The organism is Methylobacterium sp. CM6246 (genome assembly GCF_054818005.1).
In genome coordinates this window covers 2275569-2288072 of sequence record NZ_JBTXKY010000001.1, presented here as the reverse complement: position 1 = coordinate 2288072, position 12504 = coordinate 2275569, and the positions used below count along the sequence as shown (strand labels likewise).

The 12504-nt window shown below is 69.3% G+C and carries 9 protein-coding genes; 5 read left to right on the top strand and 4 right to left on the bottom strand.

Annotation, left to right across the window (positions count from 1 at the left end; genetic code table 11):
* The first annotated feature begins 146 nt into the window (after positions 1-146).
* From ACYQPG_RS11270 to ACYQPG_RS11260, 3 genes are read left to right on the top strand one after another with little or no spacing between them, the layout of a single operon-like run.
* Entirely contained in the window at positions 147-1310 is a 1164-nt protein-coding gene (locus tag ACYQPG_RS11270) for a glycosyltransferase (protein ID WP_461230950.1), read from the top strand.
* Complete coding sequence (locus ACYQPG_RS11265) at positions 1301-2572, top strand: multidrug effflux MFS transporter (RefSeq protein ID WP_461230949.1); 1272 nt, start codon at positions 1301-1303, stop codon at positions 2570-2572. The genes ACYQPG_RS11270 and ACYQPG_RS11265 overlap by 10 nt, the downstream gene beginning before the upstream one ends.
* The gene (locus tag ACYQPG_RS11260; RefSeq protein WP_461230948.1) at positions 2569-3426 is read left to right on the top strand and encodes an alpha/beta fold hydrolase; all 858 of its coding nucleotides are present in this window, start codon (positions 2569-2571) and stop codon (positions 3424-3426) included. The genes ACYQPG_RS11265 and ACYQPG_RS11260 overlap by 4 nt, the downstream gene beginning before the upstream one ends.
* 203 nt (positions 3427-3629) lie before the next feature.
* On the opposite strand, the gene ACYQPG_RS11255 is transcribed toward ACYQPG_RS11260, so the two are convergent.
* The gene (locus ACYQPG_RS11255) at positions 3630-3884 is read right to left on the bottom strand and encodes a hypothetical protein (RefSeq protein WP_461230947.1); all 255 of its coding nucleotides are present in this window, start codon (positions 3882-3884) and stop codon (positions 3630-3632) included.
* Positions 3885-4133: 249 nt separating this feature from the next.
* On the opposite strand from ACYQPG_RS11255, the gene ACYQPG_RS11250 reads away from it, so the two are divergent.
* Positions 4134-5372: a cytochrome P450 gene (locus ACYQPG_RS11250; protein ID WP_461230946.1), complete on the top strand. Its 1239-nt coding sequence runs from the start codon at positions 4134-4136 to the stop codon at positions 5370-5372.
* Between the two features lie 1014 nt (positions 5373-6386).
* On the top strand, positions 6387-7283 hold the full coding sequence (locus ACYQPG_RS11245) for an adenylate/guanylate cyclase domain-containing protein (protein ID WP_461230945.1): 897 nt from the start codon (positions 6387-6389) through the stop codon (positions 7281-7283).
* A 231-nt stretch (positions 7284-7514) separates the two neighbouring features.
* Here ACYQPG_RS11245 and ACYQPG_RS11240 read toward each other — a convergent pair whose 3' ends face one another.
* Genes ACYQPG_RS11240 through ACYQPG_RS11230 form a run of 3 tightly spaced genes read right to left on the bottom strand, consistent with a single transcriptional unit; the run spans position 7515 to position 12417 of the window.
* Complete coding sequence (locus ACYQPG_RS11240; RefSeq protein ID WP_461230944.1) at positions 7515-8861, bottom strand: NCS2 family permease; 1347 nt, start codon at positions 8859-8861, stop codon at positions 7515-7517.
* Positions 8861-11593, bottom strand: coding sequence for a molybdopterin-dependent oxidoreductase (locus ACYQPG_RS11235; protein WP_461230943.1), 2733 nt, complete (start codon positions 11591-11593; stop codon positions 8861-8863). The genes ACYQPG_RS11240 and ACYQPG_RS11235 overlap by 1 nt, the downstream gene beginning before the upstream one ends.
* Complete coding sequence (locus tag ACYQPG_RS11230) at positions 11590-12417, bottom strand: FAD binding domain-containing protein (protein ID WP_147908528.1); 828 nt, start codon at positions 12415-12417, stop codon at positions 11590-11592. Before ACYQPG_RS11230 ends, ACYQPG_RS11235 begins: the two co-directional genes overlap by 4 nt.
* Positions 12418-12504: the final 87 nt, after the last annotated feature.

Here is a 12504-nt window from a genome sequence, read left to right as displayed (position 1 = left end):
AACAACGCCTGCATGCGCGATCGTATTGGGAGATCAAGACCATGCCGCTTCATGTCTTATGTATCTCATGGGGAACCGCGGGCAATCTTAGCCCTGTGCTTACGGCAGCCCGGCAGTTGCACCGGGCGGGCCACCACCCGCGCGTCATGGCCGAGTTGGCGATGCGTGGCGAAGTCGAGGCGGCCGGCTTCCCGTTCATCGGGTGGCGCCGGGCTCCGACCGGCATCGATGCCGACCCGGCCGATTTCTCGGATCTGGCTGACTGGCTGCGTAAGACCATGTTCGCGCCGGCGCGTGCCTACGCGGCGGATACGCTGGACGAGATCCGCCGCGTTCCGACCGACGCCGTCCTGAGCATCGATCTCCTGGTCGGCTGCGCCCTTGCGGCCGAGGCCGCCGCACTGCCGCACGCAGTCCTGTCGCCGCATGTCAGCATCCGTCCGCTACCCGGCATTCCGACAGCAGCCAGTGGCTTGGCGCCGCCGCGGAACGCGGAGGAGCAGGCCGCAGTGGAGGCAGCGAAAACCGCGATCGTGTCCGCGATGGAACAGGGAAGGCCGGTGCTCAACGCAGCACGGCGCGCCTTCGGGCTGCCCCCGGTCGCCACCGCGTTCGCGCACTTCGAAAAGGCGGAGCGCGTCCTCCTGGCCATCAGCCGCACCTTCGACTTCGACACCGAAGCGCTTCCTGCCAACTATCGGTACATTGGGCCCTTGCTCGATGAACCGGGCTGGTCCCGCGGGGCTCTGACCGCATGGCCCGGGGCGCGCCGGCCCCGGATCCTCGTCGCCGGCAGCACCGGCGCCCAGAACCAGACCGACCTCCTGCGGCGCATCGCGTGTGCCCTCGAAACGGTCGATGCCGAGACCGTCGTGACCACCGGCCACAATGTCGTGGCGGAGGATCTCGCTGCCCCGGCCACCATCCGTGTCGTGGCGGCGGCCTCCCATGACGCCCTCATGGCAGAGGCGGATCTGGTGGTGTGCCAGGGCGGTCACGGCACCGTCAGTCGCGCGCTGCTGCACGGCGTGCCCCTGCTGGTCATCCCGCTCGCGCGCGACCAGGCCGACAACGCCGCCCGTATAGCCCAGCGCGGCGCCGGCCTGCGTCTTCCTGCCGGGGCGCTCGAGACCGAGATTGCGACGGCGACCCGCCGGCTTCTGGCGGAACCGAATTTCCGGGCAGCCGCGAGGGTCCTCGGCGCGGCCGTGCGGGCGGATCTCGACGCGGCTGGTCTCGTCCGAGAGATCGAGGCGATGACAGCGTCGCACAGGGCTTCGGATCGGGGCGGAGACCGGCGTTGGGCCTGATCCGGGCCCTCGTGCCGGGGTATCCCCGCATCCGCCCCGGCTCAGCCGCCTTCTCCGCCCTGCTCGGGCTGTTGGCGGCCCTCCCGACCTTCGGGATCGACATGATCCTGCCGAGCCTGCCGGACACGGCGGCCGCGCTGCATGTCCCGCCGTCCGCGATGGGCGCGACCATGAGCGCCTACCTGCTCGGCTTCGGGTCGGCGCTGCTGGTCTACGGTCCGGCCTCGGACCGCCTGGGCCGCAAGCCCGCCGTCGCCTGCGGCTGCCTGCTCCTCATCGGCGGCAGCTTCGGCTGCGCTACGGCGCGGACGTTGCCGCACTTCCTATTGTTCCGCGCCCTCCAGGGGATCGGTGCCGCGGGCCCGGGCATGGCGGTCCTGGCGATGGTGCGGGACTTGTTCAGGGGCGAGGCGGCGCGCGCGCAGATGTCGTTCGTCGTCCTCATCATCAACGTTGTGCCGATGGTGGCCCCGGCGGTGGGCGCGGAAGTTATGGATCTCGGCAGTTGGCGTCTGATCCACGCCGCGCCGATCGCCGCCGCCCTCGTGGCTCTGGTAGGGATCCGGCACATCGACGAGCCCCTGCGGCGGCGGCCCGGTCCCGAGCCGGCGGCCACCGGGATCCTGCGCGGCTACGGCCGGATTCTGGCGAGCGGGGCTTTCCTCGGCCACGCGCTGTGCAACGCCGCGGCGGCAGGCGCGGTCTTCGCCTACATCACCGGTTCCGCACTGGTGTTCATTGACGCCCTCGGCTTCAGTCCGCTGGCCTACGGGCTGGTGTTCGGGGCGAGTTCCTTGTCGGTGATGGGCGGCGCGTTCCTGAATGGGCGCCTCTCGGCCCGGGGCATCGCTCCTGAGCGGGTGATCGGTGCCGGCCTCGTTTTGGCGACGAGTTCGGCGGCAATCCTCCTCGCCGCCACGCTGATCGGACCTCCCGTGGCCCCGCCGGTGATCGCCGCGATGGTCGGCGTGGCCCTGGCCTTCGGCCTCATCTCGCCCAACGCCATGCACGGCGCCACGGATGTCAGCCCGGAAGCCGCAGGCTCGGCCAGCGCCGTCGCGGTCTTCCTTCAGATGCCCAGCGCGGCCTTCGCGAGCGACGTCGTCGGCCGGTTCTTCGACGGCCGGTCGGCTCTGTCGATGGCCGCCGTCATGCTCGGCTGCTGCCTCACGGCGTTCGCCGCCCATGCCGGCCTCACGCGGCCGGCACGGCGGCAGCCCTCATCCCCGTCCCCCTCCCGACAGAACGGAGAGCCCGCATGACCTTCGACCCACCCTCCTGGCAGCCGCGCCACCTGACGCGCGACGGCACCCGGCTTGCCCATATCGACGCCGGACCGCTCACGCCTGTTGAGCATCCCTTGCTGCTGATCAACGGCTGGACCGGCGATCATGGCATCTTCACGCCGCAGATCCGGCACTTCTCGAAGACGCACCGCGTCGTGGCGGTGGACCTGCGCGGCCACGGCGCCAGCGACGCGCCGGAGCAGGACTACACGATGGAGGGCTTCGCCGAGGACATCGCGTGGCAATGCCGGACGCTGGGCTTGGTGAAGCCGCTGGTCATCGGCCACAGCCTCGGCGGCGCGGTGGCGTTGGAGCTGTGTGGTCGCCATCCCGACCTCGCCGCCGGTCTCGTGATGATCGACACGATCGTCCTGCCCTCGCCCGACGCGGCGGGCATGGCCGAGATCGAAGGATTGTTGACGGGCGTCGGCAGCCCGGATTACCGGAGCGTCGTGCGCAACACGGCCTGGGCGATCGGCTGCGATCACGACCATCCGGCGCGGCGGCAGGCACTCTTCGACACGTTCATCCTCGGCCCCTGCCTGAGAACGCCGCAGCATGTGGCCTATTCGGCCCTCAGCAACATGGTACGGCACCACGATCCGGTGCCGGCGGCGCGCGCCTGCCGGATACCTATGGCCTACATCTCGGCGGACGTGCCCCTGGTGGAGGCGGCGCGCGATCTCGACCGACTGCGCGAACTCTGCCCGCAACTCGTCACCGCCAAGACCCTGCTCGCAGGCCATTTCAATACGCTCGAGGTGGCCGACCAGGTCAACGCGATGATCGAGCGCTTCCTGTCGGTCGGCCTGACGACCCGCGCGCCGTAGACGAAGGTGGCGCGAAGGCCTTCGGACGGGCTCCGTTAGTCCTGCAACGGCGCGGGCATGCGCACCGTGACTCGCTCCCTGGAAGGAGAGCGGCCCGCGCCCTCCCGAACCCGCGGTGTTGGGTCCGAAGCATGGCCCGCTCGGCACGGATCAGCGGGACGGCATCCTGACCGGACGCCGTCAAACGTCATGGCGCACCGTCGTCAGGGCGCACCAACGTCACGGTACCGGCCCATCTCCGACCGGTCGCCGAGAAGGCGCCGCGCCGAAGAAATGACCTGGAGTGTCTGCGTGCTCAGCTGCTCCTGGAGCGCCCGTCGCTCATAATGCCGTAGGCGAGCAATGAGGTCTTTAGAACCCGAGACCCCGTGTTCCTTGCCGCCGATCACAGAGTCCGTGATCGTTCGTCTGAGCAACGCCTCGAAGACGTCGTCGCTATTCGCCAGCCCTGCAACCATGAAGACTTCTCCTTCTGCCAAGCGACAGCTTTTTCGAAGGGCTAAGTTACGGCGTGATTTCCGAGTCTCTGACGCACGAAACACGCTGCACTGGACGTGCTCCTGCGCACACCGGAGCCATTCGCGCGTCCTTTCTCACAGGCCGCGGCGCGGAATGTTATGATCGTAACCATCGGACGAGCCTCCGAAATCATCCGGTAGCTCGGGCCTCCGACGGTTCTCGCGCAGTTCAGCAGCGAGGCCCCCAGGATGAACGGTACCGAAGACAGTCTGCTCGACGCTGGCATCCCCGAGCCGTCCATCGGCATTCCGACGCTGACGGTGGCGGAGTTGGAGGCCGATCCGCACGGGGTGTTCCGCACCTGGCGACCCCAGCTGCCCGTCGTAGGTCACGAGGTCGCCGGCTTCCTCGTCCTCCGCGCCCGCGATGTCGATCTGCTGATGCGCGACCCTCGCGTCCAGGCGACGGAGACGCTCTATCCCAAGGCGCGCGGGATTCCGGAGGGCCCGCTGTTCGACATCTTCGCGCACGGTATGCTCAACGCCAACGGGGCGGTGCATCGCCGGCGCCGCTCGCCCTTCACCCGCACCTTCGCGGCCCGGATCATCGAAGGTCTGCGCTCGCGGATCCGCGCCGCCGCGGAGAGCCTCGTCCAGGACTGGATGCCGGGGGAGGAGATCGACCTTGTCGCGCGTTACTCCGCCCTGATCCCGGCCCAGACCATCGCCGAAATCCTCGGCCTGCCGCGTGGGGACATCCCCCATTTCACGCATCTCGCCTATGAAGTCTCACGGGTGCTGAGCTTTACCTTCGGACCGGAAGACATCCCGGAACTCGAGGCGGCCGCGGTCGCGCTCCACGATTACGTGCAGGCCCTTCTTGAGGCGCGCCGGTCGGCACCCCGGGACGATTTCCTGACGCGTTTCCTCGCGGAAGCCGAGGCGGCGGGTGAACTCACTCCCGAAGAGGTGATCGTTCAACTCGTGCAGATGATCATCGGCGGCACTGATACGACCCGTGTCGCCGGCGCCATGCAGGTGGCGCTGCTGCTGCAACATCCGGAGCAATGGGCGGCGGTGCGCGGAGATCCCAGCCTGATCCCCGCCGCGGTGGCGGAATCCTTGCGCTACGAGCCGAGCGTCGGGTCCGCCGGGCGGGTCGCCCGAGAGGAGATCCGCCTCGACGGGTATGTCGTGCCGGCCGGAAGCCTGATCCTGCTCTCGACGCTGTCGGCGTTGCGGGACGAGGCTGTCTACGCACATCCCGACACGTTCGACACCCGGCGCACCGACCTACCACGCCTGCATCCGGTCTTCGGCGGTGGCGCACACCGGTGCATCGGCGAGGCCCTGGCGCGGATCGAACTGGAAGAAGGCCTGGGCGCCCTGACGCGCTTAGCCCCACGCTTGCGTATGACCGGGGCGATGCCGGTCCTTCAGGGCCACAGCGGTATCCGCCGCATCGATGCGCTGAGGGTTGCTGCTTAGCGCGGCCTACCGCCTCCGCCGTCCACGGTAGGCGCAACCGCGTCGATCGCGTTCCGCAGCTGCGCCCCGACAGACCGCCCCCGGCCTCGCTCCCGGTTGCCGTCGCGACAGCACGGCAGCCGTCTTCCCGGCGCGCAAAGGGCGCCCGACGAAGGTTTTTCTTCGCGCGAAGCCAGCCGCGGGGCGTTCCAATCCGATTTCGCGTATCGCCCGCCTGTTGGTCGACGGTGCCCACAACGTTGTGGTCCTGTCGGGCTCGACTTGTCCTGACGCATCCCGCTTGAACCGTCGGCGCCGGTGAGCCCGACAATCCGCCCGTGATCACGGACGACGGCGGCCGAGTGCGCGGAGCCGCCGGATCGAACACTGGATCTCGCAGAGAGCTGCCGCGGGACGGGCTGACGTTCCAACGGTGCGTCCGACCGCACCTGACCCACCGGACTGGGTGCGGTCATGCGTGTTTGCACATGCTAATCGAATACAATCGAAATCGATTACGGCGCGTACGTGCGACGGGAACTGTTTTTACGTATTTCCACTGTCATAAGTATTCAGATCGAAGAAATCGTGGCGTAAGATAGCTGCCGCACTCCTGATGCCTCACTGTCGGGAGTACGAAACCATGATCGCTCATCGGACCAGAATCACGGCGGGCGCGGCGATTGCAGCCCTTCTCTTGCCCCTGTCGGTCCCGACCGCCGTACGATCGCAGCCGGCCCCACGCTTCACGCAGCCCGACGTGCCGAGCCTCGCCGCGACCACTGTCCCCCTTTCGTCCCGAACGAGCCGGGACTGGCGTTCTCCCGCTGTCGAGCGTGAGCATCTCAGGGCACAGCGCGTCATCAGCCGCGTCTGCTCGGGATGCTGATGCCGGCGATGTTCCTTTCGGAAACTTCCGCCGTGAGGGTGGACACCTTGTCCCGGCTGGGTCCCGCGCGGCGGGGGGCTGAGTGGGCCGAGAGCCTCCGCCGAGGCTGGACTGCCGCCGCAGCATGGGACGGTCCGCTCCTCGCCGTGGCGCCGATACCACTGGTTCTGGGGCTGGCGTCCGCGACCGCGCCTGAACCCGTCGCGCTCGGCGTCGCCGGGCTTGCCGCCACGTGTCTCGCGCTGCGCGTTCAGCGCCTGCGCTCCGCAGCCCGCACGGTGATGCAGCAACGGGACAACCTCGCACGCTTGGCCGCCCCTACAGTCGCCCGATGGGTTGCCGAGACCGATTCCAACGCTCTGCGCGCAGGTTGGGAGCAGGAGGCAACGGTGCTGTTTGCCGACATCTGCGGTTTTACCGATCTCTGCGAAACTATGCCGCCTGGGGATGTCGCAGCGTTCCTCGCCGACTTTCGGGTCCGCGCCGCGCGGGCGATCGAGGCGGCGGGCGGCCTTGTCGACAAGTTCGTCGGCGACGAGGTCATGGCCGTGTTCGGCGTGCCGCAAGCAGCGCCCGAGGATGCAGCGCCCGACGATGCCGATCGCGCCGTCGCGGCGGCCCGCGCGCTTGCTGGCGCTATGTCGGACTGGAGCCGCGAACGGGAGCAGATGGGTCTGCCGCCGGTCCGCATCGGCATCGGACTGCACCGCGGTCCGGTTTTCGTCGGCGCCATTGGGGCGGAACGCGTCGAGTTCACCGCGGTCGGCGACACCGTCAACGTGGCGCGTCGCCTGGAGCAGATGACTCGCACCCTCGCCTGCAGCTGCCTCGCGTCAGAAGCTGTGGTGCAGGAGGCGACGTCCAGCGAGGGACAGCTCATGGCCGTCAGGCCCGTGCGCGGAGCCCGTACCGTCCTACGCCTGTTCGCGATTCCGCTTCACACCGGGCGGCGGACCGGTATGTCCCTCCGCCCGGAGTGTCTTCCGAAGGCGCGCGGAACAAACTCGACGATACCTAGGTCGGAAGCACCATCCGGCCAGTGATGCGTGGGGCACCCCCTTTCGGCGGCAGGCGGGGCACGATCAGCGAAACGAGGGCGACTGGTCCGCCGAACTTTTCGCGGGGCCAAACTGCGATTTCGGCGTTGCAATCCGGGTCGATGAAGCCGGGCCTTTTCACGACACCATCTCGAAGGCATGAGCGAAACCGTCGATCTCGCGACGGTTTCGTCGGCGGCCACGCGCTTATGATCGGTCTTTTTCCTCGGCACGTTTTCAATGCGCGCTGCCGGTCTCAAAGAACTTGAACAGGAATAGCGCTGCGATCATCCACACCACCGGCTTTACCTCGCGCGCGCGGCCGGTGAGCAACTTCAGCGCGGCGTAGGTGATGAATCCGAAGGCGACGCCCGTGGCGATCGAGTAGGTGAACGGCATGAGCAGCGCGGTCACGCAGGCGGGAATCACCTCGGTGGAATCGTCCCAGGCGAGGTCGACCAACTCACGGAGCATCAGGCAGGCGACGTAGAACAGGGCCGGCGCAGTGGCGTAGGGCGGGACCGCGCCGGCCAGCGGGGCGAAGAACAGGCAGGCCAGGAACAGTACGGCCACGGTGGCGGCGGTCAGGCCGGTGCGTCCGCCCTCGGCCACCCCGGAGGCGCTTTCCAGGTAGGCGGTGGTGCTCGACGTGCCGAGGAGCGAGCCCACGAAGATCGCGGTGGAATCGGCCAGGAGTGCGCGGTCGAGGCGTTGCATCCGGCCGTCGGTGAGCAATCCGGCACGGCTCGCCACTCCCATCAGGGTGCCCGTGGCGTCGAACAGCTCGACCAGGAACAGCACCAGGACGACATGCAGCAGGCCGCCCGACACGGCGCCGGAGAGGTCGAGCGCGAACAGGGTCGGGGCGATCGCGGGCGGCATCGAGACGACACCCTGGAACGTGTTGCCGGCGACCAGGAAACTCAGCACCGTGACCGTCAGGATGCTTGTGAGAAGGGCCGCCCTCACCTTCCGGGCCGACAACGCGGCGACGATCAGAAAGCCGATCACCGCCAGCATCGTGCTCGGCTTGTGCAGGTCGCCGAGGGTCACGAACGTCGCCGGGCTGGCGGCCACGATGCCGGCGTTCTTGAGCGCGATGACGGCCAGGAACAACCCGATCCCGACCGTGAGGGCGATCCGCATCGAGCGCGGGATGCCGTCGACGATGATCGCCCGGAGGCCCGTCAGGGTGACGGCCAGGAAGCAGAGGCCGGAAATGAACACCGCGCCCAGCGCCGCCTGCCAGGTGAAGCCCATGCCGAGCACGACCACGTAGGCGAAGTAGGCGTTGAGCCCCATCCCGGGCGCCAGGGCGATCGGGTAGTTGGCGTACAGGCCCATCACCAGCGAGCCGAGCGCCGCGACCAGGCAGGTCGCCACGAACACCGCGCCCTTGGGCATGCCGGCATCGGCCAGGATGCTGGGATTGATGAACACGATGTAGGCCATTGTCAGGAAGGTGGTCAGGCCGGCGAGCAGCTCCGTGCGCACGGTGGTCCCGTGCTCGGCGAGCCGGAACCGGCGCTCCAGGAAGCCGGGCCGCCCGGGCGCCGGGATCGCCACCTTGCGCACGCCGTCCATCACCCCTCCCCGCCGCAGCCGGCCATCGTGGCGCGGAAGATCCTGTCGGGCGCGAAGGGTGTCGCGGTGAGCCGGGCCCGGGTGGCGTCGCGGATCGCGTTGCCGAGAGCTGCCGCAACCGGATTGAAGGGCGACTCGCTCATCGACTTCGCGCCGAGCGGCCCGACGCTGTCGTGGGTCTCGGCGAACAGCACTTGCGTATCCGGAACGTCGGCGCAGGCCGGGATGTGGTAGTCGCGCAGCGTTCGGGTGGCGACCCGGCCCCAGGCGTCGATGGAGAAATCCTCGTACAGGGCAGCGCCGATGGCCTGTGCGATCCCGCCCTCGACCTGCCCGCGACATTGCATCGGATTGATCACCCGGCCCGCGTCGGCGGCGTGGACGCTCCGAAGAATGCGGACTTCACCGCTTATCGGGTGGACCGCCACCCGGAAAGCTTGCACGTTGAACGCCACCGAACGGGGGCTGCCATCGGCCCGGCCGCGAGCCTCGAGGGGCCCGATCTTCATGAGCGGGATGGAGCCGCCCGGTACCGCCACGGCGTCTCTGTCCAGCCGGCATGCGTCGACCTCCGTACCGGACATCTCGGCCGCGCGCGCCCGGATCATCACCGCCAGCGCCTCAGCCGCGCGGAGCACCGCGAAGCCGGCGACCACGGTGCCGGTGCTTCCGTAGGCGCCGGTGTCGTGGTCGACGGCGTCGGTATCGGCGCCCGCGATCCGGACGCGGTCGGGGGCAGTGCAGAGGGCCGAGGCCGCGATCTGGCGATGGACCGTGGCGGTGCCGTTGCCGAACTCGGCCGTGCCGACCCGCACGATGAACCTGCCGTCCGGGTCCAGGCTCACCCGCGCGTCGGCATGGTGGCCGCGGGGCGGGATCGTGTCGATCATGGCCATCGCCATGCCGGTGCCGGCCCGCCAGCCGGGCTCGGGTTCCGGCCCCGGATCGGCGCGCAGGGCCTCCTCAGCACGATCGAGGCATTGGTCGAGTCCGTAGCTGCCGAAGACCACGTCGTGCGGCTCCAGGCTATTCGACACCATCGGGTCGCCCGGACGGACGGCGTTGATCCGGCGCAACGCGAACGGGTCGATCCCGAGCGAGCGGGCGACTTCGTCGAGGGCCGATTCGACGGCGAAGATCGTCTGGCTCAGCCCGTAGCCCCGGAAGGCGCCCGACGGCACCGTGTTGGTGAAGACGGCACGGCCGTCGACCCGCTTGTTCGGGCAGGTATAGGCGGCCAGCACCTCGTTGCAGCCGTGGTGGATCACGCCGCCGGCATGGTTGCCGTAGGCGCCGGTATCGGAGAGCACGTCGAGGCTGATCGCCGTGAGCCGCCCGTCCCGGCGGGCGCCGACCTTCACGGCGACCTGCATCGGGTGGCGGGTGGTGGTCGCGATGAACTGCTCCTCGCGGGTCAGCTCCCAAACCACCGGCCGGCCGGTGCGCAGGATCGCGAGCGTGACCAGATCCTCGGTCAGCATCTCCTGCTTGCCACCGAAACCGCCGCCGACCCGGCCGCACAGCACCCGCACCGTGTTCCGTCCAAGTCCGAACAGGTCGCATAGGGCGTCGCGGGTCAGGAATGGCACCTGGCTGCTAGTGCGCAGCGTCAGGCGCCCATCGGGGTCGCGCCACCCGACGGTGCCGTGCGTCTCCAGGGCGACGTGCTGGACCCGTTGTGATCGGAACGTATCCGCATAGACGACATCGGCCTCGGCGAAGCCCGCATCCACGTCACCGATCTGGCCATGCACCTCCGCAGCCAGGTTCGGATGGCGCGCCAGCGGAGGCGCGTCGGCGCCGGGCCGGTCCCCCGGATCGTGGATGATCGGGGCATCCCCGGCGAGGGCCAGGGCGGAATCGAGGAGGGCCGGTCGCAGTTCGTAGGTGACGTGCAGAGCCCGGCAGCCGGCCTCCGCGGCGCCCTCGGTTTCGGCCACGACCGCCGCGACCCGCTGGCCGACGAACCGCATCACCGAATCGAGGACCCGCGTGTCGGCGGCGTCGTCGCGCGGGTCTTCGTGGCGGCCAGTGGAGAACGCCTGCTGCGGCGCATCCGCGTGGGTCAGCACCACGACGACCCCCGGGACGGCGCTTGCTTCCGCGGTGTCGATCGCAACGATGCGGGCATGGGCGTGCGGCGAGCGGAGTACCTTTATGTGCAGCGCGCCCTCCGGCGGCGCGTCGAGGGTGAAGCGCGCCTGCCCGGTCACCACCAGGGGCGCAGCCGGGGCGGGCAGGTTCCGGCCGATCGGGTCCCCCTCCCCGGCGACATCGCGATGGGCGATCCCGCCGATGGCATCCCGGATGGCACGGTATCCGGTGCAGCGGCACAGGTTCCCTTTCAGGGCCGTGCCAAGGTCCTGCTTCTGCCCCTGGTTCAGGGTCGCGGCGGTCATGATCATGCCCGACGTGCAGAAACCGCACTGGAAGCCTTGGGCCGCGAGGAACGCGACCTGCACCGGATGGATCGCGTCGGGCGTCGAATCGCCGGGACGGCAGGGACCGGCTAGACCCTCGATGGTGGTGACGCTGCGGTCCTCCGCGCGGAAGGCCGGGACCAGGCAGCTATGCACCGGCTCGCCATCGAGATGGACCGTGCAGGCGCCGCAATCGCCGGCGTCACACCCCTTCCTGACGCCGTACCAGCCGGACTCGCGCAGGTAGGTGCGCAGGCACTGGCCGGGTCGCGGCTCGCCGGCATGCGCGTGGCCGTTGACGGTGAATCTCATGCCGCAGCCTCGTCGGCCAGCGCGTCGCGGATTTCCTCCGCGAGGTGGCGGGTCATGTGCGCGCGCCAATCCGGTCGGCCGTGGACGTCGTCGTACCAGAGGTCGTCCGGGATCGCGGCATCAAGCGCCCGTGCAAGCTGCCGGCTATCCGGCAGGCCGGCGAAGGTGAGGCGCAGGGGTCGGCGGATCGAGGCGGTGACGGTGAGCGCGAAGGCGCCGTCGGATCCCCTGGTTCCGATCAGCAGCGCCCCGGAACGGCCGTTCGGGCTCAAGCTGATGCGCCGGAACGCGGTCCGGCGCATCAGAGCCGCGGCCGGGATGATCACGTTGCGCAGGATCTCCCCCGGCTGCAGGGCATTCCGCTGCGGCCCGAGGACGAACTCCGTGACCGGCAGACGACGCTCGCCACCGTCCGGCGCCCAGACCACGCAGGTCGCCTCAAGAGCGGCGGCCAGCGCGGTCATGGGCCCGGCGGGCAGCGCCATGCACAGGTTGCCGCCGACCGTCGCGACGTTCCAGATCTTGAACGACCCCAGCAGGGCCCGGCAGCATTGCCCGACCAGGGGAGCCGCAATCCAGTTCGCCGGCAGTTCCAGCCGGTCGAGCTGGGCGATGGTGCAGGTCGCCGCCAGCGTCACGCCGTCGGAACCAACGGTATGCGGCGACCAGCCGAGCGATGTCAGGTCGATGAGACGCCGCGTCGTCGGCTGCGGCTCCGAGAACAGCCAGGTTCCACCGGCCAGACAGGCGTCGCCATCCTGCCAATTCGGCAGCTCGGCGCGCGCGTTCGGGCGGAGGACGGTCTCGATCGTGTTGAGGTCCACACGCCCTCCATGTCCGTGGGTCGCGCCGATGCCGCTCGACCGCACCATATGCCGGCCGATGTGCCGAGTCGGTCAAGGGACTCGGTA

Excerpts from the sequence above, each read along its gene's own strand:
- ACYQPG_RS11270 (WP_461230950.1), top strand. The coding sequence starts at position 147 with ATGGCCGAGTTGGCGATGCGTGGCGAAGTCGAGGCGGCCGGCTTCCCG.
- ACYQPG_RS11260 (WP_461230948.1), top strand. The coding sequence starts at position 2,569 with ATGACCTTCGACCCACCCTCCTGGCAGCCGCGCCACCTGACGCGCGAC.
- ACYQPG_RS11255 (WP_461230947.1), bottom strand. The coding sequence starts at position 3,884 with ATGGTTGCAGGGCTGGCGAATAGCGACGACGTCTTCGAGGCGTTGCTC.
- ACYQPG_RS11250 (WP_461230946.1), top strand. The coding sequence starts at position 4,134 with ATGAACGGTACCGAAGACAGTCTGCTCGACGCTGGCATCCCCGAGCCG.
- ACYQPG_RS11240 (WP_461230944.1), bottom strand. The coding sequence starts at position 8,861 with ATGGACGGCGTGCGCAAGGTGGCGATCCCGGCGCCCGGGCGGCCCGGC.
- ACYQPG_RS11235 (WP_461230943.1), bottom strand. The coding sequence starts at position 11,593 with ATGAGATTCACCGTCAACGGCCACGCGCATGCCGGCGAGCCGCGACCC.